At 54.5% G+C, this 25,675-nt stretch carries 28 protein-coding genes and 1 tRNA gene; 18 read left to right on the forward strand and 11 right to left on the reverse strand.

The features are described 5' to 3' along the window. Window positions 1–3: 3 nt before the first annotated feature. Together yjeM and epmA are read right to left on the reverse strand one after the other, a co-directional pair. Entirely contained in the window at window positions 4–1,503 is a 1,500-nt protein-coding gene (yjeM, locus tag ACOTY9_RS21415; protein WP_023336678.1) for a glutamate/gamma-aminobutyrate family transporter YjeM, read from the reverse strand. A 198-nt stretch (window positions 1,504–1,701) separates the two neighbouring features. After that, window positions 1,702–2,679, reverse strand: coding sequence for an elongation factor P--(R)-beta-lysine ligase (gene epmA / locus ACOTY9_RS21420; protein ID WP_014882216.1), 978 nt, complete (start codon window positions 2,677–2,679; stop codon window positions 1,702–1,704). 310 nt (window positions 2,680–2,989) lie between these two features. Here epmA and frdA point away from each other — a divergent pair, with 310 nt between their 5' ends. The 4 genes from frdA to frdD are packed head-to-tail and all read left to right on the forward strand — an operon-like array spanning window position 2,990 to window position 6,283. Next, a complete protein-coding gene (frdA, locus tag ACOTY9_RS21425) occupies window positions 2,990–4,780 on the forward strand; it encodes a fumarate reductase (quinol) flavoprotein subunit (protein WP_014882215.1) in 1,791 nt (596 codons plus the stop codon). Further along, window positions 4,773–5,507 (forward strand): fumarate reductase iron-sulfur protein, encoded by a 735-nt coding sequence (frdB, locus tag ACOTY9_RS21430; protein WP_014882214.1) that lies wholly within the window; start codon window positions 4,773–4,775, stop codon window positions 5,505–5,507. The genes frdA and frdB overlap by 8 nt, the downstream gene beginning before the upstream one ends. A gap of 10 nt (window positions 5,508–5,517) precedes the next feature. After that, window positions 5,518–5,913 carry a fumarate reductase subunit FrdC gene (frdC, locus tag ACOTY9_RS21435; protein WP_014882213.1) on the forward strand — a complete coding sequence of 132 codons (396 nt, stop codon included), beginning with the start codon at window positions 5,518–5,520 and terminating at the stop codon, window positions 5,911–5,913. A gap of 10 nt (window positions 5,914–5,923) precedes the next feature. Beyond that, a complete protein-coding gene (gene frdD / locus ACOTY9_RS21440; RefSeq protein ID WP_000609653.1) occupies window positions 5,924–6,283 on the forward strand; it encodes a fumarate reductase subunit FrdD in 360 nt (119 codons plus the stop codon). Window positions 6,284–6,312: 29 nt separating this feature from the next. Here frdD and ampR read toward each other — a convergent pair whose 3' ends face one another. Then, window positions 6,313–7,188 carry a LysR family transcriptional regulator AmpR gene (gene ampR / locus ACOTY9_RS21445; RefSeq protein WP_014882212.1) on the reverse strand — a complete coding sequence of 292 codons (876 nt, stop codon included), beginning with the start codon at window positions 7,186–7,188 and terminating at the stop codon, window positions 6,313–6,315. 132 nt (window positions 7,189–7,320) lie between these two features. Between ampR and blaACT the strand changes: the two genes are divergently transcribed. Next, window positions 7,321–8,466, forward strand: coding sequence for an ACT family cephalosporin-hydrolyzing class C beta-lactamase (gene blaACT / locus ACOTY9_RS21450; RefSeq protein ID WP_063614396.1), 1,146 nt, complete (start codon window positions 7,321–7,323; stop codon window positions 8,464–8,466). A gap of 98 nt (window positions 8,467–8,564) precedes the next feature. Then, the gene (locus ACOTY9_RS21455) at window positions 8,565–9,095 is read left to right on the forward strand and encodes a lipocalin family protein (RefSeq protein WP_023338938.1); all 531 of its coding nucleotides are present in this window, start codon (window positions 8,565–8,567) and stop codon (window positions 9,093–9,095) included. On the opposite strand, the gene sugE is transcribed toward ACOTY9_RS21455, so the two are convergent. Continuing rightward, entirely contained in the window at window positions 9,092–9,409 is a 318-nt protein-coding gene (gene sugE / locus ACOTY9_RS21460) for a quaternary ammonium compound efflux SMR transporter SugE (RefSeq protein ID WP_014882209.1), read from the reverse strand. The genes ACOTY9_RS21455 and sugE overlap by 4 nt on opposite strands. Before the next feature lie 258 nt (window positions 9,410–9,667). Here sugE and ACOTY9_RS21465 point away from each other — a divergent pair, with 258 nt between their 5' ends. Then, complete coding sequence (locus ACOTY9_RS21465; RefSeq protein WP_045134434.1) at window positions 9,668–10,267, forward strand: response regulator transcription factor; 600 nt, start codon at window positions 9,668–9,670, stop codon at window positions 10,265–10,267. A gap of 37 nt (window positions 10,268–10,304) precedes the next feature. Here ACOTY9_RS21465 and ecnB read toward each other — a convergent pair whose 3' ends face one another. From ecnB to efp, 3 genes are all read right to left on the reverse strand, one after another. Continuing rightward, the gene (gene ecnB / locus ACOTY9_RS21470; RefSeq protein ID WP_003025482.1) at window positions 10,305–10,451 is read right to left on the reverse strand and encodes a lipoprotein toxin entericidin B; all 147 of its coding nucleotides are present in this window, start codon (window positions 10,449–10,451) and stop codon (window positions 10,305–10,307) included. A 108-nt stretch (window positions 10,452–10,559) separates the two neighbouring features. After that, a complete protein-coding gene (locus ACOTY9_RS21475) occupies window positions 10,560–10,691 on the reverse strand; it encodes an entericidin A/B family lipoprotein (RefSeq protein ID WP_013095266.1) in 132 nt (43 codons plus the stop codon). 48 nt (window positions 10,692–10,739) lie between these two features. Continuing rightward, window positions 10,740–11,306, reverse strand: coding sequence for an elongation factor P (efp, locus tag ACOTY9_RS21480; RefSeq protein ID WP_421637401.1), 567 nt, complete (start codon window positions 11,304–11,306; stop codon window positions 10,740–10,742). Between the two features lie 40 nt (window positions 11,307–11,346). On the opposite strand from efp, the gene epmB reads away from it, so the two are divergent. Then, window positions 11,347–12,375 (forward strand): EF-P beta-lysylation protein EpmB, encoded by a 1,029-nt coding sequence (gene epmB, locus ACOTY9_RS21485; protein ID WP_023338937.1) that lies wholly within the window; start codon window positions 11,347–11,349, stop codon window positions 12,373–12,375. Between the two features lie 65 nt (window positions 12,376–12,440). Here the strand turns inward: epmB and ACOTY9_RS21490 are convergent, their stop codons facing one another. Next, entirely contained in the window at window positions 12,441–12,794 is a 354-nt protein-coding gene (locus ACOTY9_RS21490; RefSeq protein WP_014882205.1) for a DUF4156 domain-containing protein, read from the reverse strand. Window positions 12,795–13,026: 232 nt separating this feature from the next. Here ACOTY9_RS21490 and ACOTY9_RS21495 point away from each other — a divergent pair, with 232 nt between their 5' ends. The 3 genes from ACOTY9_RS21495 to iadA are packed head-to-tail and all read left to right on the forward strand — an operon-like array spanning window position 13,027 to window position 15,308. Beyond that, on the forward strand, window positions 13,027–13,692 hold the full coding sequence (locus ACOTY9_RS21495) for a nucleoside recognition domain-containing protein (protein WP_023331837.1): 666 nt from the start codon (window positions 13,027–13,029) through the stop codon (window positions 13,690–13,692). After that, the gene (locus ACOTY9_RS21500) at window positions 13,673–14,134 is read left to right on the forward strand and encodes a YjiG family protein (protein WP_014882203.1); all 462 of its coding nucleotides are present in this window, start codon (window positions 13,673–13,675) and stop codon (window positions 14,132–14,134) included. The genes ACOTY9_RS21495 and ACOTY9_RS21500 overlap by 20 nt, the downstream gene beginning before the upstream one ends. Before the next feature lie 10 nt (window positions 14,135–14,144). Beyond that, entirely contained in the window at window positions 14,145–15,308 is a 1,164-nt protein-coding gene (iadA, locus tag ACOTY9_RS21505; RefSeq protein ID WP_063943819.1) for a beta-aspartyl-peptidase, read from the forward strand. A gap of 73 nt (window positions 15,309–15,381) precedes the next feature. Here the strand turns inward: iadA and groL are convergent, their stop codons facing one another. Both groL and ACOTY9_RS21515 read right to left on the reverse strand, forming a co-directional pair. Beyond that, window positions 15,382–17,025 carry a chaperonin GroEL gene (groL, locus tag ACOTY9_RS21510; RefSeq protein ID WP_014882201.1) on the reverse strand — a complete coding sequence of 548 codons (1,644 nt, stop codon included), beginning with the start codon at window positions 17,023–17,025 and terminating at the stop codon, window positions 15,382–15,384. Window positions 17,026–17,056: 31 nt separating this feature from the next. Next, window positions 17,057–17,350 carry a co-chaperone GroES gene (locus ACOTY9_RS21515; protein WP_003855929.1) on the reverse strand — a complete coding sequence of 98 codons (294 nt, stop codon included), beginning with the start codon at window positions 17,348–17,350 and terminating at the stop codon, window positions 17,057–17,059. Between the two features lie 179 nt (window positions 17,351–17,529). Here ACOTY9_RS21515 and yjeH point away from each other — a divergent pair, with 179 nt between their 5' ends. After that, complete coding sequence (yjeH, locus tag ACOTY9_RS21520) at window positions 17,530–18,777, forward strand: L-methionine/branched-chain amino acid transporter (protein WP_348566149.1); 1,248 nt, start codon at window positions 17,530–17,532, stop codon at window positions 18,775–18,777. Window positions 18,778–18,801: 24 nt separating this feature from the next. Here yjeH and ACOTY9_RS21525 read toward each other — a convergent pair whose 3' ends face one another. Beyond that, window positions 18,802–19,266 carry an FxsA family protein gene (locus ACOTY9_RS21525; RefSeq protein ID WP_348566150.1) on the reverse strand — a complete coding sequence of 155 codons (465 nt, stop codon included), beginning with the start codon at window positions 19,264–19,266 and terminating at the stop codon, window positions 18,802–18,804. A 335-nt stretch (window positions 19,267–19,601) separates the two neighbouring features. Here ACOTY9_RS21525 and aspA point away from each other — a divergent pair, with 335 nt between their 5' ends. The 6 genes from aspA to ACOTY9_RS21555 all read left to right on the forward strand — a co-directional run bounded on the left by aspA (window position 19,602) and on the right by ACOTY9_RS21555 (window position 25,399). Then, window positions 19,602–21,038 carry an aspartate ammonia-lyase gene (gene aspA / locus ACOTY9_RS21530; RefSeq protein WP_003855923.1) on the forward strand — a complete coding sequence of 479 codons (1,437 nt, stop codon included), beginning with the start codon at window positions 19,602–19,604 and terminating at the stop codon, window positions 21,036–21,038. A 115-nt stretch (window positions 21,039–21,153) separates the two neighbouring features. Beyond that, the gene (locus ACOTY9_RS21535; protein ID WP_200924727.1) at window positions 21,154–22,455 is read left to right on the forward strand and encodes an anaerobic C4-dicarboxylate transporter; all 1,302 of its coding nucleotides are present in this window, start codon (window positions 21,154–21,156) and stop codon (window positions 22,453–22,455) included. A 113-nt stretch (window positions 22,456–22,568) separates the two neighbouring features. Beyond that, on the forward strand, window positions 22,569–22,892 hold the full coding sequence (cutA, locus tag ACOTY9_RS21540) for a divalent cation tolerance protein CutA (RefSeq protein ID WP_176260927.1): 324 nt from the start codon (window positions 22,569–22,571) through the stop codon (window positions 22,890–22,892). After that, on the forward strand, window positions 22,868–24,571 hold the full coding sequence (locus ACOTY9_RS21545) for a protein-disulfide reductase DsbD (RefSeq protein ID WP_348566151.1): 1,704 nt from the start codon (window positions 22,868–22,870) through the stop codon (window positions 24,569–24,571). The genes cutA and ACOTY9_RS21545 overlap by 25 nt, the downstream gene beginning before the upstream one ends. A 49-nt stretch (window positions 24,572–24,620) precedes the next feature. Next, on the forward strand, window positions 24,621–25,196 hold the full coding sequence (locus ACOTY9_RS21550; protein ID WP_248197188.1) for a transcriptional regulator: 576 nt from the start codon (window positions 24,621–24,623) through the stop codon (window positions 25,194–25,196). Between the two features lie 127 nt (window positions 25,197–25,323). After that, window positions 25,324–25,399: transfer RNA gene (locus tag ACOTY9_RS21555), tRNA-Phe, on the forward strand. Window positions 25,400–25,675 lie beyond the last annotated feature (276 nt).

A 25,675-nucleotide genomic window follows, 5' to 3' on the forward strand; every position in this document is an offset into this window, starting at 1 on the left:
GCGCTATGCCACTTCCGTGACGAACGCCTGCGAGCGTCGACGGTAATTCTCGTAAATCCCCATCGCCAGCAGCGAGAAGAAGATCGGCCCACCAACCATCCACAACGCGCTGTTCCAGTCATTCGCCTCAACCACGGGCTGTATAACGGTAAAGATGTTGGCAAACGCCACGACCAGCACCACCACCGTGGTCGCCAGCAGCGTTGCCGCGCGGGTTTTGAAGATCACAAACGGACGCTCAAGATCCTGCTTCGCTTTGAAGAACGGGAACGCCAGGGTCAGGAACAGGTAGGGCAGCGTCATCGACACGTTCGCCATCAGGGTCAGCTTGTTGTAAAACGCAGACGCCGTATCGCCACCAAAAGACACCAGCAGGATGAACATGCAGACCAGCAGACACTGCATCCACATAGCGTTAGCTGGCATTCCTGCGGTGTTCAACTGCGTCATGCGTGCTGGCCACAGCGCTTTAGGCGTACCCTGAATGATCGCTTTCAGCGGCGAGTAGATAAGCGTGAAGAATGCGCCGGTATAGGCGAGGAACATCGACAGGCCGGTGATACGCGCAAACCAGACTCCCATTACCGATGCCGCCTCGGGGCTCAGGTTCATGGCCTGCCCCAGGGTCATCCCCAGGCTTTTCATTAGCACATAGGTAATGTTGCCGAGGTTAGTGGTGTTATTGCTCAACACCTGTTGCCAGTTGGTGCTGACGCCCCAGAGGAAAATGGCCAGTGAATAGCCGATGGAAATCACGATAGCGGCAAAAATAATCCCTTTGGCGAAGTTCTTTTCCGGGTTCTCGGTCTTGTCGACCAGCCCGCCTACCGCTTCAATACCACCGTAAGCGAAGATGGCAAACACCACAAAGGAGAGCATAGCCAGCCCGGACTGATAACCCGGATTAGGGGATGAAACAAAATTGACCTCCTGCGCAAAATGCCCGCCGTTCAGGCACAGAATAGCGATACTCACCAGCAGCAGCACCAGGTTCAGACACATCACTGAAATACCACCAACCGCGGTGATACGGGCAATTTTGTTGATACCTTTCGACGCCACCAGCGTGACCATCACCATCCAGAAGACCGCCAGAATACCGACGACCTGCGTGGAGCTCAGCCCTGCCAGAGACCAGACCTGCGTTTTATCCGTACCAAAAAGAAACGTGGAGAACGGCACCCAGACTTTGGCCGCCGTGCTGACCATCCACACGACGTAGGATGAAAACCACATAAACGTCCCGATAAACGCGTAACGCGGGCCGATACTGTTGTTCATCCACGAATAGATACCGCCCTCTTCTTTTCGGTAAGCCGAGCCCATCTCCGCCATCATTAGCGCAAACGGGATAAAGAAGAACAGAGCAGAAACGATATAAAACGGCGTCGCGCTATAGCCCATCAGATAGAAAGCCGACGGGCTGTTAGCAAAGCCAAAAACTGACGTAAAAATCATCAGTATGAGCCCGGTAAGGGTCATTTTTTTGAGTGAGTGGGACATATAACCATCCGAAGAGGAATTAAACTGCGCGGATGTTAGCAGATGACCAGACAAATATTGTGGCTATACGAAGCAATTTAAGAAAAAGACCCGTGTACACAGAAAATGGCAGTTTTTAATGTTGCCATGACGAAATGGAAAGGATAATTGCCACCAGAAGCGTAGGCCGGGTAAGCGATAGCGCCACCCGGCAATTCTTTACGCGCGATCGACCGTAAAGGCAATCACATCGCCCAGTTGCTCTGCGCCAAGGGCCAGCATTACCAGACGGTCAACACCCAGCGCTACGCCTGAGCAGTCCGGCAGACCGGCTTTTAACGCTTCCAGCAGGTTGTTATCAATTGGCTGCTGCGGCAGACCACGCGCGCCGCGCTTGCGGTTATCCTGCTCAAAACGCTGCTGCTGTTCACGCGCGTCGGTCAGTTCGTGGAAACCGTTCGCCAGCTCAATGCCTTTGTAATAGACCTCAAAACGCTCCGCTACGCGGTGATCTTCGGTGCTGATCTGCGCCAGTGACGCCTGGCTTGCCGGGAAATGGTAAACGAAGGTCGGGCGATCTTTGCCAATCAGTGGTTCAACACCAAAAGTGAACAGCAGTTGCAGCAGCGTGTCGCGATCCTCTTCGGTATCCGCCACGTTGCTCAGATCCAGTTTTGCCGCCACTTCGCGCAGCTGGGCCTTGTCCGCCGACAGCGGATCGATTTCCAGATGGCGCTGGAAAGCCTGCTGATAAGAGAGCGTTTCTGCTTCTGAACACTCCAGTACCTGCTGCAGCAGATCGTCCACCTCATTCATCAGGCGGTACATATCATAATGCGGGCGGTACCACTCCAGCATGGTGAATTCCGGGTTATGGTGACGACCCATCTCTTCATTTCGGAAACTGCGGCACAGCTGATACACCGGACCACACCCCGCCGCCAGCAGGCGTTTCATGTGGTATTCCGGGCTGGTCATCAGATACAGATTCATGCCCTGAGAGTGGCCAGGACCAACAAAACGGGTTTCAAAAGGGACCAGATGAATATCCGTCACCGTTGCCTGACTCATGCACGGGGTTTCCACCTCCAGGACGCCGCGGTCGGCAAAGAAACGGCGGATCTCCGTCATAATTGCAGCGCGTTTTAACAGATTTGGGATGGATGCGCTCGGCTGCCAGGTGGCCGTTTCGCTCATGAGTTTTTCTCCGATTTCAGACAAGGGCACGAAGTCTACTCGTTAGCAGGGACAGAGACAAATTTTGCGCAGTAAAAAAGCGCATTTCATTTAGGTTGATTATTTCGTGACGTAATTCATCAATCACCATGATAAATCACCGCACAGAACAGCAAAAAAATCGAACACGTCAAATTTCCCTGACATCTACACGGTTATACTCTTTTACCCATAAAGGAGCAGTGGAAACGCTTTCGCAATCGTCCCTTTGGACGGGTGAACTACCTTTAGTTTGTCGCGTTGCGAAATAACAAAAATCTGGAGGAATGTCGTGCAAACTTTTCAAGCCGATCTTGCCGTAATTGGCGCTGGCGGGGCTGGATTACGTGCTGCGATTGCTGCAGCGCAGGCTAATCCAAACGCTAAAATCGCACTGATTTCAAAAGTCTATCCGATGCGCAGCCACACTGTTGCCGCAGAAGGAGGATCCGCCGCCGTTGCGCAGGATCATGACAGCTTTGAATACCATTTCCACGACACGGTTGCAGGGGGCGACTGGCTTTGCGAACAGGATGTCGTTGACTACTTTGTCCATCATTGTCCAACGGAGATGACCCAGCTTGAGCAGTGGGGATGTCCGTGGAGCCGCCGTCCGGACGGCAGCGTCAACGTCCGCCGCTTCGGCGGAATGAAGATTGAACGCACCTGGTTCGCCGCCGATAAGACCGGCTTCCACATGTTGCATACCCTGTTCCAGACCTCCCTTCAGTTCCCACAAATTCAGCGCTTTGATGAACATTTCGTCCTCGATATCCTGGTTGATGACGGGCATGCGCGCGGCCTGGTGGCAATGAACATGATGGAAGGCACGCTCGTTCAGATCCGCGCTAACGCGGTGGTGATGGCAACGGGCGGCGCGGGACGCGTGTACCGCTACAACACCAACGGCGGCATCGTTACCGGTGACGGAATGGGCATGGCGCTCAGCCACGGCGTGCCGCTGCGTGATATGGAGTTTGTGCAGTATCACCCAACCGGTCTGCCAGGGTCCGGCATTTTGATGACGGAAGGCTGCCGCGGTGAAGGCGGTATTCTGGTCAACAAAAACGGCTACCGCTATCTGCAGGATTACGGTATGGGTCCGGAAACGCCGCTTGGCGAGCCGAAGAACAAATACATGGAACTCGGTCCGCGCGACAAAGTTTCTCAGGCCTTCTGGCACGAGTGGCGTAAAGGCAACACCATCTCAACGCCACGCGGCGACGTGGTTTACCTTGACCTGCGTCACCTGGGCGAGAAGAAACTGCTGGAACGTCTGCCGTTTATCTGTGAGCTGGCGAAAGCCTATGTGGGCGTCGACCCGGTGAAAGAGCCGATTCCGGTTCGCCCAACTGCACACTACACCATGGGCGGTATCGAAACCGATCAGCAGTGTGAAACCCGCATTCAGGGCCTGTTTGCGGTGGGCGAATGTTCCTCTGTGGGTCTGCACGGCGCCAACCGTCTGGGATCTAACTCACTGGCAGAGCTGGTGGTCTTTGGCCGCATGGCGGGCGAACGCGCAATGGAGCGTGCCGCAACCGCAGGCGAAGCTAACGGTGCCGCGCTGGATGCGCAGGTCGCAGACGTTGAAAAACGCCTGAAAGACCTGGTGAACCAGGAAGGTAACGAGAACTGGTCGAAGATCCGCGATGAAATGGGTCTGTCGATGGAAGAAGGCTGCGGTATCTACCGTACCCCTGAGCTGATGCAGAAAACCGTCGACAAGCTGGCGGAGCTGCAGGAGCGCTTCAAGCGCGTGCGCATCACCGACACCTCCAGCGTCTTCAATACCGACCTGCTCTATACCATTGAGCTGGGCCACGGCCTGAACGTCGCGGAATGTATGGCGCACTCTGCGCTGGCGCGTAAAGAGTCGCGTGGGGCGCACCAGCGTCTGGACGAAGGCTGCACCGAACGTGACGACGTCAATTTCCTGAAACACACTCTCGCCTGGCGCGATGCGGATGGCACAACGCGCCTGGACTACAGCGACGTGAAAATCACCACGCTGCCGCCGGCTAAACGCGTGTACGGCGCAGAAGCAGAAGCCGCCGAGAAGAAGGAGAAGGCGAATGGCTGAGATGCAAAAACTGAAAGTTGAAGTGGTGCGCTACAATCCGGAAGTGGATACCGCCCCCCACAGCGCTTTCTATGAAGTGCCTTATGACGAGCAAACCTCCCTGCTGGATGCGCTCGGCTATATCAAAGATAACCTGGCACCGGACCTGAGCTACCGCTGGTCCTGCCGCATGGCAATCTGCGGCTCCTGCGGCATGATGGTCAACAAAGTGCCGAAGCTGGCATGCAAAACCTTCCTGCGCGATTACACCAAAGGCATCAAGGTTGAAGCATTGGGTAATTTCCCAATCGAGCGCGATCTGGTGGTCGATATGACGCACTTTATCGAAAGTCTGGAAGCGATTAAGCCGTACATCATTGGCAACCCGCGTACCCCGGATCAGGGACCCAATACCCAGACACCAGCGCAGATGGCGAAATACCATCAGTTCTCCGGCTGCATCAACTGCGGCCTGTGCTATGCCGCTTGTCCCCAGTTTGGCCTGAACCCTGAGTTCATCGGCCCGGCCGCCATTACCCTGGCGCACCGCTATAACGAAGACAGCCGCGACCACGGTAAAAAAGAACGCATGGCGCAGCTTAACAGCCAGAACGGCGTCTGGACCTGTACCTTTGTGGGTTATTGCTCCGAAGTTTGTCCGAAGCATGTCGACCCGGCCGCCGCAATTCAGCAGGGTAAAGTGGAAAGCTCGAAAGACTTTCTTATCGCTACCCTGAAACCACGCTAAGGAGTGCATGATGACGACTAAACGCAAAGCCTATGTGCGGCCAGTGCCGTCCACCTGGTGGAAAAACCTGCCGTTTTATCGCTTCTACATGCTGCGTGAAGGCACGGCGGTACCGGCGGTCTGGTTCAGCCTTGAGCTGATGTATGGCGTTTTTGCCCTCAAGCACGGGCCGGAAACCTGGGCGAACTTTGTCGGTTTCCTGCAAAACCCCATCATCGTAATTCTGAACCTGATCGTGCTCGCGGCAGCGCTGCTTCATACCAAAACCTGGTTTGAACTGGCGCCAAAAGCGGCAAACATCATCGTAAAAGGCGAGAAAATGGGGCCAGAGCCGGTGATTAAAGGGCTATGGGGAGTGACGATCCTGGTCACTGTGGTCATTCTGTTTGTCGCACTGTTCTGGTAAGGAGACGACTGTGATTAATCCAAATCCAAAACGTTCAGACGAGCCGGTCTTCTGGGGCCTGTTTGGCGCAGGCGGCATGTGGAGCGCCATCATCGCGCCGGTGATCATTCTGCTGGTCGGGATTATGCTGCCGCTGGGGTTATTCCCGGGCGATGCGCTGAGCTACGAACGCGTGCTGGCGTTTGCGAGCAGCTTTATTGGTCGGGTATTCATCTTCCTGATGATCGTCCTGCCGCTGTGGTGTGGCCTGCACCGTATTCATCATGCGATGCATGACCTGAAAATCCATGTACCGAGCGGTAAATGGGTATTCTACGGTCTGGCGACCATCCTGACCGTGGTGACGCTGATTGCCGTGGTCACTATCTGATACATCTGGCCCGCCCTCCGGCGGGCCTTTTATTTCTGCATTTTTCCCACCAGCCATTGAGCAAACTCATGCATTGCGGGGGTTTCAGCCCTCGACTGTAATCGCGTGAGCCAGTAACTCCCCAGGTCTATCCGGGTGGCAAACGGCTGCACGATACGCTCGCTATTGAGCAGATGGGTAAACATATCCACAGGTGCTATGGCGATGCCCACACCTGCCTGCGCGGCTTCCAGCATGGTCACGGACGAATCAAAGACCATCACCCGATGCGTGGGTGACGGGGGATGTTCACCTGCCGCCTGCATCCACGCCGACCATTCGTCGCGTCGGTAGGAGCGCAGCAGGGTAAACTTCAGAATGTCGGCCGGAGACTGGAGCCCGAGAGCAATATCGGGTGAGCAAAGCGGGGACAGCGGTGCAGAACACAGGAACTGTGCTTCAGTGCCGTGCCACGCCCCGCCACCGTATCGAATCGTATAATCCAGCCCTTCCGCCGCGGGATCGACGCGGTTGTTATGGGTCGAAAGATGAAGATCGATATGCGGATAGCAGCGACGAAAGTCCGCGAGCTGCGAGAATAAAACACCGGTAGCAAAGGTGCCGACCACACCCACTTTTAGCTTCTCCTGGGCGCGATGACTGGCAAAGCGATCCAGCATTCCGGCGATCCGATCGAATGAATCATTCAACACCGGCAGCAAGTTTTCACCTTCCGTGGTCAGCATCAGCCCGCGCGAAACGCGGACAAACAGCTGACAATTCAGATGCTGCTCCAGCGCTTTAACGTGCTGGCTGATGGCAGAGTGAGTCACGTTCAGCTCTATCGCGGCATGCGTAAAACTGAGGTGTCTGGCGGCAGCTTCGAAAGCGCGAAGCGAATTAAGCGGGAGATAGCTGCGGGTCATCATTACTTCCGTTAGAAAAATTAACAGCTAATGCTAAATTTAACCGTTTGTCAGCCACAGTCAAATCCAACAGACTACTGAGGTCTGACGGGCCCGGACACTCCCTTGAACCGCTATTACGGAAGATAACTGATGAAGACAAAATCCCTTTGCTGTGCCCTGCTGCTCAGCACCTCCTGCTCTGTTCTCGCCGCGCCGATGTCAGAGAAACAGCTGTCTGACGTGGTGGAACGTACCGTTACCCCCCTGATGAAAGCGCAAGCCATTCCGGGCATGGCGGTAGCGGTGATTTATCAGGGTCAGCCGCACTACTTTACCTTCGGAAAGGCCGATGTTGCGGCGAACAAACCTGTCACCCCGCAAACCCTGTTTGAGCTGGGCTCTATAAGTAAAACCTTCACTGGCGTATTAGGTGGCGATGCGATTGCGCGCGGAGAAATATCGCTGGGCGACCCCGTGGCAAAGTACTGGCCCGAGCTAACAGGCAAGCAGTGGCAGGGTATTCGCATGTTGGATCTGGCGACCTACACCGCGGGTGGCCTGCCGCTACAGGTGCCGGATGAGGTCACGGATAACGCCTCCCTGCTGCGCTTCTATCAACACTGGCAACCGCAGTGGAAACCAGGCACAACGCGTCTTTATGCGAACGCCAGCATCGGGCTTTTTGGCGCCCTCGCGGTTAAACCCTCCGGTATGAGCTTTGAACAGGCCATGACGAAGCGGGTCTTCAAGCCACTCAAACTGGACCATACATGGATTAACGTTCCGAAAGAAGAAGAGGCGTATTACGCCTGGGGATACCGTGATGGTAAAGCGGTCCACGTTTCACCGGGAATGTTGGATGCCGAAGCGTATGGTGTCAAAACCAACGTCCAGGATATGGCGAGCTGGGTGAAGGCCAACATGAACCCTGCCGCTCTTCCGGATTCAACGCTGAAACAGGGTATTGCCCTGGCACAGTCTCGCTACTGGCGCGTGGGTGCCATGTATCAGGGTCTGGGCTGGGAGATGCTCAACTGGCCGGTAGAATCCAAAACCGTCGTGGAGGGCAGCGATAACAAGGTGGCTCTTGCACCGTTACCGGTGGCAGAAGTGAACCCTCCAGCTCCGCCAGTAAAAGCATCATGGGTACATAAAACAGGCTCGACGGGTGGATTCGGCAGCTATGTCGCATTTATTCCTGAGAAGGAACTCGGCATTGTTATGCTGGCGAACAAGAGCTACCCGAACCCGGCGCGCGTGGAAGCGGCATACCGTATTCTGAGCGCTCTGCAGTAAAACCTTGCCGGGTGGTGCTAATGCCCACCCGGCCTGCAAAATTCCCGCATTTTCCCTGCTGTCATCTACACTTAACAAAAAACAGTAAGGAAACTCCTATGCGCATTCTGCCTGTTATCGCCGCGGTGACAGCCGCGTTTTTAGTGGTTGCCTGCAGTTCCCCTACCCCACCTCCTGGTGTCACTGTCGTCACGCCTTTTGACGCCCAACGCTTTCTCGGAACATGGTATGAAATCGCCCGCCTCGACCATCGGTTCGAACAGGGTTTAGAGAAGGTGACTGCACATTACAGCACGATGGAGGATGGGGGTATTCAGGTTATCAACCGGGGCTATAACCCCGATCGGCAGATGTGGCAGCAGTCTGTCGGGAAAGCATACTTCACCGGCGACCCGCAACGGGCCGCGCTCAAAGTCTCTTTCATTGGCCCCTTCTATGGCGGCTATAACGTGATAGCGCTCGACAGAGAGTACCGTCACGCACTGGTCTGCGGGCCGGATCGCAACTATCTGTGGATACTTTCCCGCACGCCAACCATTTCGTCGGAGATGAAACAGCAGATGCTGGATGTCGCGACCCGGCAAGGGTTTGATGTGTCGAAACTCATCTGGGTTAAACAGCCCCACTAATGGGTGCTGAGCTTCAGTCCAATGATACCGGCCACAATCAGGGCGAGGCTGGCGATACGCGCCAGGCTCGCTGACTCACCCAGCAACAGAATGCCGGTAATTGCAGCCCCCACGGCACCAATCCCCGTCCAGACAGCATAGGCTGTTCCCACGGGCAGGGAACGCATCGCCCATGAGAGCAGAACAATACTCACAATCATCGCAGAAACGGTAATGACGCTGGGCGTCAGGCGGGTAAAACCGTGGGTGTACTTAAGACCAATCGCCCATACCACTTCGAGCAGGCCGGCAATAAAAAGAATAATCCAGGACATCTCAGGCTCCTTAACTTAAATAAGTTGGGGCCGTCCCCGATGAAGAAAGCGCTTACGGGTCGTCCCGCAAGGCAGATAACGCCTCATATTTTGGTTAACGTGCGATTTTTTTTCAATCATTTTCTGCTGACCCCCTTAAGGCCAGAAATAGCCGCAGTAAGGCGCGCAGTTCAGGCATTTATTACTCATCGGACTTCTCTATGATGATGTGCTTTCTGATGGCAGGAAGCCAAACCACTAGCCGACTGCGAATAAAATATGTTCAAAATACTTTTGATTGACCGTTGTCACTTTACCCGCGCGGGGTTTGAAGCATGGCTCAATCATTCCGGTTTATTCCCGGGACATTACGTTGTGACCGGGCTGAACAATCTTTTCCTCGCCAGAGAGCACATTCTGCAATGGAAACCCTCACTGGTTATCGCTGACCTGCATGGTTTCAGGCAGGATACTCCCCATTTCCAGCAATTCTCTTCCTTACTGAATGCCAGCGAAAAACTCCCCTTTATTATGTTGCAATCGGGAGAGGACAGAGACATGACGGCCTGGCTGGAGAACTTCCCGGTCTGGTCTTCACTCATGAAAAATGCCCGTCTTGAGGAACTCGCCACGGTTATTAATGACGCGTTAATTTCGGGCTCAGACACGCACAGACCAACAGTGGCCACGCCGTTGCTGACCCGCCAGGAGGAGAAAGTGCTGACAATGTGGATGGACGGCGCAAGCAATCAAAAAATTGCCGCTCACCTGAGTATCAATGGGAAAACGGTATATACCTACAAGCGAAATATCCGCATGAAGCTGCATATGGACACGCGCTTTTCCCCGTTTTTATCTCCGCAGGGTACAGAAAACTGACGGTACGAAACCCTTCTGGTTCCGTACCGTTAATTAATTACTGCTGTGCTTTTGTTGCCGCACCAGAGATTGCACTACCACCTTCAGAAATATCCTGACCAACGCCACGCGTGGTATTACAGGCAGTTAATACTGAAGAAAGTACCAGGACTGAAAAGATCGCTGCAATTGTCTTCTTAACCATAATATCTTCCTTTTATAGCCAAAGTTGTTTTGTGTATAGCAACTTAAGAATAGACAAGATCCCGCCGATTGACGGACAAGGAAGCATTTTTCGGAAAATTAGACGAGCTTAGCTGGCCGCGTGAGAAATGATATGCCCAAGATCCTGGATATCTTCCCCCATGCCGCGCGTGGTGTTACAGCCGGAAAGCAATGCACTGGAGAGCGCTAACAGAAGCAGAATTTTAACGGTACGTTTCATCATCCCTGCCTGCAAAAATCAGGCGCAGCGGGCGCTGCGCCCTGACTATTACTTCACGCGTGATACGTATTCGCCGGAGCGGGTATCCACTTTGATCACTTCGCCAGTCTGTACGAACAGTGGCACTCTAACCACAGCACCGGTAGACAGCGTCGCTGGTTTACCGCCAGTACCGGCAGTGTCACCTTTCAGACCTGGATCGGTTTCAACGATTTCCAGCTCAACAAAGTTTGGTGGAGTAACAGCGATAGGCTGACCGTTCCACAGGGTCACGATGCACTCAGCCTGATCCAGCAGCCATTTTTCGCTATCGCCAATCGCTTTCGCGTCAGCAGACAGCTGCTCGAAAGTTTCGTTGTTCATGAAGTGCCAGAACTCACCGTCGTTGTACAGGTAAGTCAGGTTCATATCCACAACATCTGCGCCTTCAGCGGAGTCGGTAGACTTGAAAGTTTTCTCAACGCGGGTACCGGTCAGCAGGCGGCGCAGCTTAACGCGTGCGAATGCCTGGCCTTTACCTGGTTTAACGAATTCGCTGGCTTCAACCGCGTACGGTTCGCCGTCCATCATGATTTTAAGACCAGCACGAAAATCGTTGCTATAGTACGTTGCCATAAGGCCCTCTAAATTTGTTAACTGGTAGCTAAGCCACAAAATGGCGCATATTGTAACCCTAAACACCCCGTCCAGAGAAGATTGGTTATCGCAACTTGCCGATGTAATCACCAGTCCTGATGAATTGCTGCGTCTTTTAGACCTCGATCAGCACCCAGAGTTGCTTGCGGGCCGCGAGGCAAAGCGCCTTTTCGCCCTGCGCGTTCCACGCGCGTTTGTTGCGCGCATGGAGAAAGGCAATCCTGACGATCCGCTTTTAAAACAAACCATTACCTTGCAGGATGAGTTCATTACTGCACCAGGGTACAGCACCGATCCCCTGGAAGAGCAGAACAGTGTGGTACCGGGTTTACTGCATAAGTATCTCAACCGCGCCCTGCTGCTGGTCAAAGGCGGCTGCGCGGTAAATTGCCGTTATTGCTTCCGTCGGCACTTCCCTTACGCCGAAAACCAGGGAAATAAGCGCAACTGGCAGGTCGCGCTGGACTATATCGCCGCCCATTCAGAGCTGGATGAGATTATTTTTTCCGGCGGTGACCCGCTGATGGCAAAAGATCATGAGCTGGACTGGCTATTAACCCAGCTTGAGGCCATCCCGCACATCAAACGTCTGCGTATTCACAGCCGTTTACCGATTGTCATTCCGGCACGCATTACTGACGGACTGGTGTCGCGCCTGGCGCAATCCCGCTTGCAGGTGCTGCTGGTGAACCATATTAACCACGCGAATGAAATTGACGATGCATTTCGCGCGGCCATGGCGCGCCTGCGTAAAGTGGGGGTCACGCTACTAAACCAGAGCGTGCTGCTGCGTGGGGTAAATGATAGCGCCCGTGTGCTGGCCGACCTCAGCAACGCCCTGTTTGATGCGGGTGTCTTGCCCTATTACCTGCATGTGCTGGATCGCGTGCAGGGTGCGGCGCACTTCATGGTGACCGATGAAGAAGCCCGACAGATTATGCGCGAGCTGTTAACGCTGGTTTCAGGTTATATGGTACCCAAGCTGGCGCGCGAAATTGGCGGAGAGCCAAGTAAGACGCCGCTGGATTTGCAGCTGCGGCAGCACTAAAAGGCAGGTGGCGCTACGCTTACCTGCCCTACAGGGTCCGGGCGCAGCGCCATCACCGCGTTAACTCAGTTCGGGCACTTGTAGACCTGGCCGCTCATCTGGCTGGCGGTTGGCACGAAGCTGGAGAGCATTCCCTGCGTTGGGCTACTCACGCCGTAAATCACATTGCCGCCCATTGCCGCAGCCTGGTTACGCAGGGCATTCGCCGCACCGCGCATAGAGCCGCCCTCTTCACCATGCTGTCCCGACATCCAGTTGCTTTGCTCGCCCGTGGCCGTGCCTAACAGCTGGCATTCGCTACCCGGCTTATCTTCCACAAAGCGAACACCCTGGCCCGCCGCCGACAGCTCATTGCTGGAGCTACAACCCGCCAGCAGCAATGCTGCCCCTACAATCCCTGCACAGACTTTTACGCGCATGTTATTCCTCGTTTTCAATAAGCTGGACAGTAGTTGTCCGTGTCTAAATCTTATACCTAAAAGATGACCAAAAGAAAAATGCCGAGCATTTCTGCGAGCCAGATTCCGCCAGGCACTCCTCCGACATCTTAAATGAATTCTGATAATAGCCTTTGGGATATCGTGTTTTAGCCCTCGATCGTATGTAGTGGTGCGACGTACAACTTTTGTACGCAATGAAAAAGGGGGTTTCATGAGTGCATCATCCTCAGGAGAGGAAAAAGTGACATGGGTAGGCTATCTGGCGTTTGTACTCACCATCGTATTTTTCTCCGGTTTTTTCGCCAAAAGTACTGAATGGTGGCGCGTGCTGGACTTTACCGTCTTAAACGGTAGCTTTGGACCGGTCAACGGCGCCCTGACGTTTCGCGGCACAGGCGGAACGGGGGCGAAAGACGGGTTTTTATTTGCCCTTGAACTGGCGCCCTCGGTCATTTTATCGCTCGGGATCATTGCCGTCACCGAAGGTCTGGGCGGACTGCGTGCCGCACAACAGCTGATGACGCCTATTTTGCGTCCGCTGCTTGGCGTGCCGGGGATCTGCTCTCTGGCCCTTATCGCCAACCTGCAAAACACCGATGCGGCGGCAGGTATGACCAAAGAGCTGACCGACGACGGAGCAATTACCGACCATGAACGCGCCATTTTCGCTACCTTCCAGACCAGCGGAAGCGCCATTATTACCAACTATTTTTCTTCCGGCGCCGCGCTTTTCACGTTTATTACCGTCCCGGTGATCGCGCCGCTGGCCGTCATTCTGGTATTCAAATTTGTTGGCGCTAACTTCCTGCGACTGTGGATCGCCCGTATGGAAGATCATCGTATTCAGGAGGAAAAAAATGATCGCCCAGCCGCGTAAAAATATCATGGACATGTTTATTGATGGTGCCCGTCGCGGCTTTACCATCGCGACCACCAGCCTGCTGCCAAACGTGGTCATGGCATTTGTCATTATTCAGGCGCTGAAGGTGACGGGCCTGCTGGATATCGTGGGCAATGTTTGCGAGCCCGTCATGGCGCTCTGGGGGCTTCCGGGCGCGGCGGCAACGGTCCTTCTGGCCTCGGTGATGAGTATGGGCGGCGGCGTGGGGGTCTGCGCCAGTCTGGTCGCCGCCGGCTCACTCAACGGTCACGATGCCACCATCCTGCTGCCCGCCATCTATTTGATGGGCAATCCGGTGCAAAATACCGGCCGCTGCCTGGGTACCGCAGGCGTGAATCCGAAATATTACCCGCACATTATTACGGTTTGCGTCATTAACGCCCTGCTCTCAATGTGGGTGATGCAGCTACTCTTCTGAGGAGATAAAAATGGATTTTTCAGTGCTGGAACCCCATCTTTTCCGCAACGCACATCTCTACGCCCCGGAGGATCGGGGACATTGCGATCTGCTGATCGCTGGGGGAAAAATTGTTGCGATCGAAAAAGCGGGGCATGCAACAACGCGGATGGCGTGTCCTGAAACCGATCTCGCTGGAGCGGTGATTTGCCCGGGATTTATCGATCAGCACGTGCATCTCATCGGTGGCGGCGGTGAAGCGGGGCCCCACACCCGCACGCCGGAGGTGCGGCTGTCTGCGCTGGTAGCAGCAGGTATCACCTCCGTGGTTGGCCTGCTGGGCACCGACGGCGTCACCCGACACCCTGAATCACTGCTGGCAAAAACACGAGCGCTTGAGCATGAAGGGATCAGCGCGTGGATGCTGACGGGCGCGTACGGACTGCCTTCTCCGACGATTACCGGCAGTATTGAAAAAGATGTGGCGCTGATCGACAAAATCATTGGTGTGAAATGCGCGATTTCCGATCATCGCTCTTCCGCACCAGCGGACGATCGGCTCGCCAGCATGGCCGCCCAGTCACGCGTCGGCGGGCTATTGGGTGCCAAAGCGGGTATCTCCGTTTTTCACCTCGGCAACAGCCCGAAGCTGCTGGAGCCGCTCCTTAACATTCTGAATAACGCTGACGTTCCCCGCACGAAGCTGCTGCCCACCCATGTTAACCGCGGCGAGGCGCTTTTCCTCGCCGCGCTAAACTATGCTCGCGAAGGGGGTTATATCGATATCACCACCAGCATCAGCGAACCCATTGATGCCGCCACCGCCATTGCGACAGCCCGCGAAGCGCAGGTGCCGTTTAACCGTCTCACGCTCAGCTCGGACGGTAACGGTAGCCAACCGAATTTTGACGCAAATGGCAATCTGGTAGGTATTGGCGTGGCAGGATTCGAATCCCTTCCGGAAACCCTACAGCAGTTGGTCAGCCGCTATCACCTGCCGCTGGAGGAGGCGCTTCTGCCATTTACGCGTAATGTGGCGGAGTTTCTCGGGCTGGAGCATAAAGGACGGATCGCGCCCGGATGCGATGCCGATTTCCTGGTGTTGACGGACGATCTAAAAATCCACGAGGTCTGGGCGAAAGGCCGCCAGATGGTGCGCGAAGGTGTTGTGTGCGTGAAAGGCACCTTTGAGTAGCAGCTGGACAGGCAATAAAAAACCCCGGGCATCGCTGCCCGGGGTTCGTTCTGAGAGGTTCAGAACAACATGATTACATCATGCCGCCCATACCACCCATGCCGCCCATACCAGCAGCACCTAAGTCAGGCGCGTCGCCTTTAGGCATATCAGTAACCATGCACTCGGTGGTGATCATCAGGCCAGCTACAGATGCCGCATACTGCAGAGCAGAACGGGTAACTTTAGTTGGGTCCAGAATACCGAAGTCGATCATGTTGCCGTATTCTTCAGTTGCCGCGTTGTAACCGTAGTTACCTTCGCCCGCTTTCACGTTGTTCGCAACCACAGATGGCTCTTCACCGGCGTTAGAAACGATCTGACGCAGAGGCGCTTCCATTGCGCGCAGCGCAACTTTGATACCCACGTTCTGGTCTTCGTTCTGTGCAGTCAGGCCAGCCAGTTTAGCGGCAACACGCACCAGCGCAACGCCACCACCAGCAACCACGCCTTCTTCTACCGCAGCACGGGTCGCGTGCAGGGCATCGTCAACGCGCGCTTTTTTCTCTTTCATTTCAACTTCGGTCGCAGCACCGACTTTGATAACAGCGACACCACCTGCCAGTTTCGCTACGCGCTCCTGCAGTTTTTCACGGTCGTAATCAGAGGTTGCTTCTTCGATCTGCTTACGGATCTGACCAACACGGCCCTGAATAGCGGCTTCTTCACCCACACCGTCGATGATGGTGGTGGTGTCTTTGTTGATCACAACGCGTTTTGCCTGGCCCAGGTCTTCCAGGGTCGCTTTTTCCAGCTCCATACCGATCTCTTCAGAGATAACGGTACCGCCAGTCAGGGTAGCGATATCCTGCAGCATCGCTTTACGACGATCGCCGAAGCCAGGTGCTTTAACCGCAGCCACTTTCACGATGCCACGCATGGTGTTAACCACCAGGGTCGCCAGCGCTTCGCCTTCAACGTCTTCAGCGATGATAACCAGCGGTTTGCCTGCTTTCGCAACGGCTTCCAGCACTGGCAGCATTTCGCGGATGTTGGAGATTTTCTTGTCAGCCAGCAGGATGAACGGGCTTTCCAGCTCAACAGCGCCAGTCTCTGGCTTGTTGATGAAGTATGGGGACAGGTAGCCGCGGTCGAACTGCATACCTTCAACCACGTCCAGTTCGTCTTCCAGACCGGTACCGTCTTCAACGGTGATAACGCCTTCTTTACCGACTTTGTCCATCGCTTCAGCGATCAGTTTACCTACGGTTTCGTCGGAGTTAGCGGAGATGGTACCTACCTGAGCAATGGCTTTGGAGTCAGAGCACGGTACGGACAGCGCTTTCAGCTCTTCAACAGCGGAAGCGACAGCTTTGTCGATACCACGTTTCAGATCCATTGGGTTCATGCCCGCAGCAACGGCTTTCAGACCTTCAGTGATGATAGCCTGCGCCAGTACGGTCGCGGTGGTGGTACCGTCACCTGCAGCATCGTTCGCTTTAGAGGCAACTTCTTTCACCATCTGCGCACCCATGTTTTCGAACTTGTCTTCCAGTTCGATTTCACGTGCTACAGAAACACCATCTTTGGTGATGGTTGGCGCGCCGAAGGATTTATCCAGCACTACGTTACGGCCTTTCGGGCCCAGGGTCACTTTAACTGCATCGGCCAGTACGTTTACGCCGCGGAGCATTTTTACACGAGCGTCGTTACCGAATTTTACGTCTTTAGCTGCCATGTTCTTATTTCCTCAAATTCTCGTGCGTAAATTACGCTTCAACAATTGCCAGAATGTCGCTCTCGGACATGATCAACACTTCTTCATTGTCGATCTTCTCGGATTTCACGCCGTAGCCATCGTTGAAAATTACGATGTCACCAACTTTAACGTCCAGCGGCTGCACAGTTCCGTTTTCCAGGATGCGGCCCTTACCGACAGCGATGATTTCGCCACGCGTTGATTTGGCTGCAGCAGAACCGGTCAGAACGATGCCGCCAGCAGACTTGGTTTCAACTTCTTTACGTTTGACGATCACACGATCATGTAACGGACGAATACTCATTGATAGCTCTCCTTTGAGAAAGTCATTATCAGTTATGGATGACGCCGGCCCGCATGCGGTTTTCCGACTAGTGCCCTGAGAGATGGGGATAGCTTTTTCCCCCTTCAAGGGGGAGTTGAAAAAAAATTTTGCGAAAGTGTTACCATCCCCTCTCTTTTGGTATTGGCAGGACGATGTCAATGAGTGGACTTAAACAGGAGTTGGGACTGGCGCAGGGCGTTGGCCTGCTCTCAACCTCCTTGTTAGGTACGGGCGTATTTGCCGTACCCGCACTGGCGGCGCTGGTAGCAGGCAATAACAGCCTGTGGGCGTGGCCGGTGCTGATTGTGCTGGTGTTTCCGATAGCCATTGTGTTTGCCATCCTCGGGCGGCACTTCCCTGACGCAGGCGGTGTGGCGCACTTTGTCGGGCTGGCGTTTGGCCCGCGACTGAAGCGTGTTACCGGCTGGCTGTTTCTCTCGGTGATCCCGGTGGGTCTTCCTGCGGCATTGCATATTGCAACCGGCTTTGGACAGGCGCTGTTTGGCTGGCATAACGAGCAGCTCCTGCTGGCTGAACTGGGTACGCTGGCCATCGTCTGGTGGGTGGGCTCACGCGGCGCCAGCTCAAGTGCAAACCTGCAGACGCTGGTTGCGGTACTGATTGTTGCGCTCGTTGCGGCTGTCTGGTGGGCGGGCAATATCACAATTAAGGACATTCCCTTCCCGGCAGCGACAAACATTGACCATTCACAGCTTTTCGCCGCCCTTGCCGTTATGTTCTGGTGTTTTGTGGGTCTCGAAGCGTTCGCCCATCTGGCCTCTGAATTTAAGCAGCCTGAGCGCGATTTTCCGCGCGCGCTGATGATTGGCCTGCTGCTGGCAGGAACAGTTTACTGGGCCTGCACCGTGCTGGTATTGCACTTCAACGCATTCGGTGCGGATAAAGCGGCTGCCGCGTCACTGCCTGGCATAGTGGTACAGCTGTTTGGCGTAAAAGCGCTGTGGGTCGCGTGTATGATTGGCTATCTCGCCTGTTTTGCCAGCCTGAATATTTATATCCAGAGCTTTGCCCGTCTGGTGTGGTCGCAGGCGCTTTATAATCCTGAAAGCCGTCTTGCGCAGTTGTCCAAACGTCAACTTCCGGTGAATGCACTGAATAGCGTGCTGGGCTGCTGCGTGTTGAGTACGCTGGGTATTTACGTACTGAAAATCAATCTGGATGCCCTGATCGTCTACGCCAACGGCATTTTCATTATGATCTATCTGCTGTGCATGCTGGCGGGCTGTCGTCTGCTGGAAGGCCGTTATAAAGCACTGGCGGTCGTCGGGGGTGTGCTTTGCCTGCTGTTGCTGGCAATGGTGGGATGGAAGAGTGTGTATGCCATCGTCATGCTGGCAGGGCTGTGGCTGTTTTTACCGAAGCGGCAAAATCCGCAGGCCCGGTGAGCGATGCGCCACCGGGCATAAAAATCACCGATCGTCTTTGTGGTCTAAACGGTGGTGCTGTTCATCCTTACGCTGATACTCCCCTTCAAACGTATCGCCCGGGCCCGTACTGAAGCCACCGCCCGGCATACGGCTAAAACGCAGATGCGGCAGCAGCTTCATGGTCAGGTGTTTTTGCACTGGCGGCAGAAGCAGCAAAAGGCCGAGGAAGTCGGTAAAGAAGCCAGGCAGAATAAGCAGCAGACCCGCGATAATCAGCGACACGCTTTTGATCATCTCTTCTGCCGGGCTTTCGCCTGCAGCCATCTTCTGCTGCATTATCAGGAAATTTTTGAAACCCTGGTTACGCACCAGCGACATGCCGATGACGGAGGTGAAAATCACCAGAACCAGCGTCAGCAGGACGCCCAGTACATGGGCAACCTGGATAAAAATGGAAATCTCAATGTAAACATAGAGAAAGAAAGCAATAAATGGTATCCAGCGCACTGGCATCTCCTGTAGGGCAGGTGCCGTCAGGCCCCTGTCTGAATGTGTTCGCGACGCGCGTTTGTATGAAATGGTGGCAGTTAGCGAAAATTCAATCGGTTTGCACGGATATTTTTTCTGGAAATATTAAAGCGGTGACACATTTCACAGATTAATAATTATCATGGAATCGGCTCGATAATAAGTGATCCAGCTTACGGCAATTCGCTATCATCAGCATATGATCTCGAGCATCTGGCTGATTGAGGGAATAATCGTCGGTCAGAAAATATTCAAAACCACATATATACTGTGTGTTTAGTACAATCCATCGGCAGCTTGAAAAGAAGGTTCACATGTTAAACAACATTCGTATCGAAGAAGACTTGTTGGGTACCAGGGAAGTTCCAGCGGATGCCTACTATGGTGTTCACACTCTGAGAGCGATTGAAAACTTCTACATCAGCAACAGCAAAATCAGCGATATCCCTGAGTTTGTCCGTGGCATGGTGATGGTGAAGAAAGCCGCAGCGCTGGCCAACAAAGAGCTGCAAACCATTCCTAAAAGCGCGGCAAATGCGATTATCGCTGCCTGCGATGAAGTGCTGAACAACGGCAAATGCATGGACCAGTTCCCGGTTGACGTCTATCAGGGCGGCGCGGGTACCTCCGTCAACATGAATACCAACGAAGTACTGGCAAACATCGGCCTGGAGCTGATGGGTCATCAGAAAGGTGAATACCAGTACCTGAACCCGAACGACCACGTTAACAAATGCCAGTCCACCAACGACGCCTACCCAACCGGCTTCCGTATCGCGGTGTATGCCTCCGTGGTGAAACTGGTGGACGCCATCAACCAACTGGGCGATGGCTTCCAGCGTAAAGCGGTTGAGTTCCAGGATATCCTGAAAATGGGTCGTACCCAGTTACAGGACGCAGTGCCAATGACGCTGGGCCAGGAATTCCACGCATTTAACGTGCTGCTGAATGAAGAGACCAAAAACCTGCTGCGCACCTCTGAGCTGCTACTGGAAGTGAACCTGGGCGCAACCGCCATCGGTACGCGTCTGAACACCCCGGATGGCTATCAGCAGCTGGCGGTTCAGAAGCTGGCTGAAGTGTCCAACCTGCCGGTCGTGCCTGCGGAAGACCTGATTGAAGCCACCTCCGACTGCGGCGCGTACGTGATGGTACACAGCGCACTGAAACGTCTGGCGGTGAAACTGTCCAAAATCTGTAATGACCTGCGCCTGCTCTCTTCCGGCCCGCGCGCTGGCCTGAACGAAATCAACCTGCCAGAACTGCAGGCGGGTTCGTCCATCATGCCAGCTAAGGTGAACCCGGTCGTGCCAGAAGTGGTGAACCAGGTTTGCTTCAAAGTCATCGGTAACGACACTACCGTGACGATGGCCTCCGAGGCCGGTCAGCTGCAGCTGAACGTAATGGAGCCCGTGATTGGCCAGGCGATGTTCGAATCTATCCACATCCTGACTAACGCCTGCTACAACCTGCTGGAAAAATGCATTAACGGCATTACCGCAAATAAAGAAGTGTGTGAAGGCTACGTTTACAACTCTATCGGGATCGTCACCTACCTCAACCCGTTCATCGGTCACCATAACGGTGACATCGTCGGTAAGATTTGTGCCGAAACCGGTAAGAGCGTGCGTGAAGTGGTGCTGGAGCGCGGACTGTTGACCGAGGCTGAGCTGGACGATATCTTCTCCGCCCAGAACCTGATGCACCCGGCATATAAAGCGAAACGATATACCGATGAAAGCGAACAGTAACCGTTCAGGCTAGGCTTTTAAAGGCACGTCACTTGTGACGTGCCTTTTTTCTTTTTAGGCGTTACCAAAATACAACAATTCAATATCAACTTGTTAATAAGCAAGGCAGGTCCTTATGTTTGGAGCAGAACTCGTCATCGTCTTGTTGGCGATTTATTTGGGAGCAAGACTCGGGGGTATCGGCATCGGTTTTGCCGGCGGTCTCGGGGTGCTCATTCTTACCCTTATCTTTCAGATTAAACCCGGCGCAATCCCTTTTGACGTTATCGAAATCATCATGGCAGTTATTGCCGCTATCGCCGCTATGCAGGTGGCAGGCGGTATGGACTACCTGGTGAGTCTGGCGGAGCGTATGCTGCGCCGCCATCCTAAATACATTACCTTCCTTGCCCCGCTGGTCACCTGGTTTATGACCATTCTCGCGGGAACTGGCCACACGGCGTTCTCCACGCTGCCGGTGATTACCGAAGTGGCAAAAGAACAGGGGATTCGCCCGTCTCGTCCCCTCTCTATTGCCGTCGTTGCGTCTCAGATTGCCATCACCGCGTCGCCGATCTCTGCCGCCGTGGTCTTCTTCGCCGGTATCCTTGAGCCGATGGGCGTGAGCTACCTGACGCTGCTGGCGATCTGTATTCCGGTGACGCTGATTGCGGTCATGATTACTGCCGTGCTGTGTAACTTCCTCGGTGCCGAACTGAAAGACGATCCGGTTTACCAGGAGCGTCTGGCAAAAGGTGAAGTGAGACTGCGCGGTAGCCAGGTCTTCGAACTGAAGCCGCACGCAAAGCGCTCCGTACTGCTTTTCCTGATTGGTATCGTCGCAGTGATGTTCTACGCAACCGCCATCAGTGACACCGTGGGGCTGATTCAGAACCCGGTTCTGCCGCGTAACGAAGCGATTGTGGTGTTCATGCTGACTATCGCGACGCTGATTAGCATCACCTGTAAAATCGACACCAGCGAAGTGCTGAACGCCAGTACCTTTAAATCCGGTATGAGCGCCTGCGTGTGTGTACTGGGTGTGGCATGGCTCGGCGATACCTTCGTGAAGGCGCACATCAGCGATATCCAGACCGTAGCCGGCGACCTGCTGCACAACTACCCGTGGCTGCTGGCGGTCGTGCTGTTCTTTGCTGCGACCCTGCTTTACTCCCAGGCAGCAACCACCAAAGCGCTGATGCCTGCGGCACTCATGTTAGGCGTAACGCCGCTGACGGCGATTGCCTCTTTCGCAGCCGTTTCCGCACTGTTCGTTCTGCCAACCTACCCAACCCTGCTGGCAGCGGTTGAAATGGATGACACTGGCTCTACCCGTATCGGTAAGTACGTGTTTAACCACGCGTTTCTGATCCCGGGCGTGGTAGCAATTACGCTTTGCGTCATCCTCGGCTTTATCATCGGTGGCATTGTGCTGTAAACCTTCAGCCGTTGTAAAAATAGTTAAAATCGGGCCGCACTGCGGCCCGATTCATTAATGACCAATCGTCTTGCGTGATATAGTGAAGACTTTCGTGATGAGGAGGTCGACTTGTGAACACGCCTGATGCCGTTGTCGTACTGTGTACCGCCCCTGATGAAGCCTCTGCCCAGGATCTCGCCGCCAAAGTGCTGGCCGAAAAATGGGCAGCCTGCGTAACGCTTCTCCCCGGCGCAACCTCCCTTTATTACTGGGAAGGCAAGCTGGAGCAGGAGTACGAAGTCCAGATGTTGCTTAAAACCAACCGGGCGAACCAGCAGGCGCTCCTCGACTGCCTCAAGTCTCATCATCCTTACCAAACTCCAGAGCTGCTGGCGCTGCCAGTGCTCCATGGCGATAACGACTATCTCACATGGCTCAACGCTTCCTTACGCTGATCCTGCTGCTGTGCAGCACATCAGTATTTGCCGGGTTGTTTGACGCACCCGGCCGTTCAAACTTTATTCCTGCCGACCAGGCGTTTGTTTTCGATTTTCAGCAGAACCAGCACGATCTCAATCTGACCTGGCAGGTGAAAGAGGGTTACTACCTTTACCGCAAACAGGTCAGCATCACGTCCGCAAAGGCTAACGTCGGCGCATTGCAGATGCCCGCGGGCGAGTGGCACGAGGACGAGTTCTACGGTAAGAGTGAAATCTATCGTCAGCGCTTAAACGTCCCCGTCACGGTGAATCAGGCGGATAAAGGCGCCACGCTGACCGTGACGTATCAGGGCTGTGCCGACGCGGGCTTCTGCTATCCTCCTGAAACGAAGGTCGTTCCGCTTACTGAAGTTAAAGGCGCTGCCTCCCCTCTCCCCTCAGGGGAGAGGGCCAGGGTGAAGGGAGAAGGCGAAGCCACTTCAGATCTTCCCTTCTCAGCGTTTTGGGCGCTACTGATTGGTATTGGCATTGCCTTTACGCCGTGTGTACTGCCCATGTACCCGCTGATCTCCGGGATTGTGCTAGGCGGTAAGCAACGGCTTTCCACCGCCCGGGCGCTGCTGCTGGCTTTTATTTATGTCCAGGGCATGGCATTAACCTACACGGCGCTCGGCCTCGTGGTCGCCGCCGCTGGATTGCAATTCCAGGCAGCGCTTCAGCATCCTTACGTGCTTATTGGTCTGTCAGTTGTCTTTATTCTTTTGGCGCTGTCGATGTTTGGCCTGTTCACTCTGCAACTGCCCTCTTCGCTGCAAACCCGCTTAACGCTGATGAGTAATCGTCAGCAGGGAGGATCTGCAGGCGGCGTGTTCGCAATGGGTGCAATTGCCGGGCTAATCTGTTCACCCTGCACCACTGCGCCGCTCAGCGCCATCCTGCTGTACATCGCCCAGAGCGGCAATATGTGGCTCGGTGGCGGAACGCTGTATCTTTATGCGCTGGGGATGGGTCTGCCGCTCATTCTTGTGACGGTCTTTGGTAATCGTCTGCTGCCGAAAAGCGGACCGTGGATGGAGACGGTGAAAACCGCGTTTGGTTTTGTCATTCTGGCGCTACCGGTGTTCCTGCTGGAGCGCATCATCGGAGACGAGTGGGGAAGGCGTCTGTGGGCGATGCTTGGCGTCGCATTCTTCTCCTGGGCATTTATCGTCAGCCTGGGGGCGAAAAAGCCATGGATGCGCCTTGTGCAAATCCTGCTGCTGGCGGCTGCACTGGTCAGCGTGCGTCCGCTGCAGGACTGGGCATTTGGCGCGCCGGTGGGTCAGACGCAGGCGCATCTGGACTTCACCCGCATTAACAATGTCGATGAGCTCAATAGCGCCCTGGCTCAGGCAAAAGGTAAACCGGTGATGCTCGATCTCTATGCTGACTGGTGTGTCGCCTGCAAAGAGTTTGAAAAATACACCTTTAGCGATCCTCAGGTACAAAGCGCCCTGAAAGAGACGGTGTTGTTCCAGGCAAACGTCACGGCCAACAATGAGCAGGATAAGACTCTGCTTAAGCACCTTAACGTACTCGGGCTGCCAACCATTTTATTCTTCAATGAACAAGGGGAAGAGCAGCCAGAACAGCGTGTAACCGGGTTTATGGATTCAACGGCATTCAGCGCGCATTTGCGCAATCGCCAACCGTAAACAACACTTTAGACGGGACATACCGTTGGGAATAGCGGAGGAGATAACCGTGCAACGTGAAGACGTACTGGGACAAGCCCTGCAATTACTTGAGATTCAAGGGATCGCCAGCACCACGCTTGAGATGGTAGCCGACCGTATCGATTACCCTCTGGATGAGTTAACGCGTTTCTGGCCGGATAAAGAGGCCCTGCTTTATGATGCGCTGCGCTACCTTTGCCAGCAGGTGGATATCTGGCGCAGACAGTTGATGCTTAATGAAGAACTGACGGCTGAGCAAAAGCTGTTGGCTCGCTACACCGCCCTGACTGAATGTGTCAGTAACAATCGTTATCCGGGCTGCCTGTTTATTGCCGCCTGTACATTTTATCCCGATCCCGGGCATCCAATACATCAGCTGGCGGATCAGCAAAAGCGTGCGGCGCATGACTTCACTCACGAGCTACTGACAACGCTTGAAGTGGATGACCCGGCAATGGTCGCTAAGCAGATGGAGCTGATACTGGAGGGTTGTCTGAGCCGCATGCTGGTGAATCGTAGCCAGGCCGATGTGGATACGGCGCACCGCCTGGCGGAAGATATTCTTCGCTTTGCTCAGTGTCGTATGGGCGGGGCGTTGACGTAAGCGAATCAGCGAAATTTGGTCTTTTCGGCGCGTAAACCGCCAGATTGCCGTAAAGTTAAGCAATTGAACAGCTTTCCCCGAAATAATGTTGACGATAAGGCGCGATTGCGGTTTAATGCGCTCCGTTGCCCGGATAGCTCAGTCGGTAGAGCAGGGGATTGAAAATCCCCGTGTCCTTGGTTCGATTCCGAGTCCGGGCACCACTATTTAAAGAACCCAGCCTATGGCTGGGTTTTTGCTTTTCTGCGTTTATAAATCCCTTCTTTTATATTCTTGCTTCTCTTTCCGGTGAGATCGCGCAATCTGCTTTGCCGGATGGCGGCTTTGCCCTATCCGGCCTACGGGAAAGTTTCAAGGAGAGGAATAAAGTCCAAAGCAAAAAACCCCGCACCTTACGGTACGGGGTTCTTCTTGATTGATGCCTGGCAGTTCCCTACTCTCACATGGGGAGACCCCACACTACCATCGGCGCTACGGCG

The organism is Enterobacter cloacae complex sp. SHL012 (genome assembly GCF_049237505.1).
GTDB classification, from domain to species: Bacteria; Pseudomonadota; Gammaproteobacteria; order Enterobacterales; family Enterobacteriaceae; genus Enterobacter; species Enterobacter kobei.

Excerpts from the sequence above, each read along its gene's own strand:
- ACOTY9_RS21535 (WP_200924727.1), top strand. The coding sequence starts at position 21,154 with ATGTTTGGAGCAGAACTCGTCATCGTCTTGTTGGCGATTTATTTGGGA.
- yjeM (WP_023336678.1), bottom strand. The coding sequence starts at position 1,503 with ATGTCCCACTCACTCAAAAAAATGACCCTTACCGGGCTCATACTGATG.
- groL (WP_014882201.1), bottom strand. The coding sequence starts at position 17,025 with ATGGCAGCTAAAGACGTAAAATTCGGTAACGACGCTCGTGTAAAAATG.
- ACOTY9_RS21465 (WP_045134434.1), top strand. The coding sequence starts at position 9,668 with ATGTTCAAAATACTTTTGATTGACCGTTGTCACTTTACCCGCGCGGGG.
- ACOTY9_RS21545 (WP_348566151.1), top strand. The coding sequence starts at position 22,868 with ATGGCTCAACGCTTCCTTACGCTGATCCTGCTGCTGTGCAGCACATCA.
- blaACT (WP_063614396.1), top strand. The coding sequence starts at position 7,321 with ATGAAGACAAAATCCCTTTGCTGTGCCCTGCTGCTCAGCACCTCCTGC.
- ACOTY9_RS21500 (WP_014882203.1), top strand. The coding sequence starts at position 13,673 with ATGATCGCCCAGCCGCGTAAAAATATCATGGACATGTTTATTGATGGT.
- frdC (WP_014882213.1), top strand. The coding sequence starts at position 5,518 with ATGACGACTAAACGCAAAGCCTATGTGCGGCCAGTGCCGTCCACCTGG.
- sugE (WP_014882209.1), bottom strand. The coding sequence starts at position 9,409 with ATGTCCTGGATTATTCTTTTTATTGCCGGCCTGCTCGAAGTGGTATGG.
- ACOTY9_RS21495 (WP_023331837.1), top strand. The coding sequence starts at position 13,027 with ATGAGTGCATCATCCTCAGGAGAGGAAAAAGTGACATGGGTAGGCTAT.
- epmB (WP_023338937.1), top strand. The coding sequence starts at position 11,347 with ATGGCGCATATTGTAACCCTAAACACCCCGTCCAGAGAAGATTGGTTA.
- efp (WP_421637401.1), bottom strand. The coding sequence starts at position 11,306 with ATGGCAACGTACTATAGCAACGATTTTCGTGCTGGTCTTAAAATCATG.
- ACOTY9_RS21475 (WP_013095266.1), bottom strand. The coding sequence starts at position 10,691 with ATGAAACGTACCGTTAAAATTCTGCTTCTGTTAGCGCTCTCCAGTGCA.
- ACOTY9_RS21515 (WP_003855929.1), bottom strand. The coding sequence starts at position 17,350 with ATGAGTATTCGTCCGTTACATGATCGTGTGATCGTCAAACGTAAAGAA.
- yjeH (WP_348566149.1), top strand. The coding sequence starts at position 17,530 with ATGAGTGGACTTAAACAGGAGTTGGGACTGGCGCAGGGCGTTGGCCTG.
- ecnB (WP_003025482.1), bottom strand. The coding sequence starts at position 10,451 with ATGGTTAAGAAGACAATTGCAGCGATCTTTTCAGTCCTGGTACTTTCT.
- frdB (WP_014882214.1), top strand. The coding sequence starts at position 4,773 with ATGGCTGAGATGCAAAAACTGAAAGTTGAAGTGGTGCGCTACAATCCG.
- epmA (WP_014882216.1), bottom strand. The coding sequence starts at position 2,679 with ATGAGCGAAACGGCCACCTGGCAGCCGAGCGCATCCATCCCAAATCTG.
- ACOTY9_RS21490 (WP_014882205.1), bottom strand. The coding sequence starts at position 12,794 with ATGCGCGTAAAAGTCTGTGCAGGGATTGTAGGGGCAGCATTGCTGCTG.
- aspA (WP_003855923.1), top strand. The coding sequence starts at position 19,602 with ATGTTAAACAACATTCGTATCGAAGAAGACTTGTTGGGTACCAGGGAA.
- ampR (WP_014882212.1), bottom strand. The coding sequence starts at position 7,188 with ATGACCCGCAGCTATCTCCCGCTTAATTCGCTTCGCGCTTTCGAAGCT.
- ACOTY9_RS21455 (WP_023338938.1), top strand. The coding sequence starts at position 8,565 with ATGCGCATTCTGCCTGTTATCGCCGCGGTGACAGCCGCGTTTTTAGTG.
- iadA (WP_063943819.1), top strand. The coding sequence starts at position 14,145 with ATGGATTTTTCAGTGCTGGAACCCCATCTTTTCCGCAACGCACATCTC.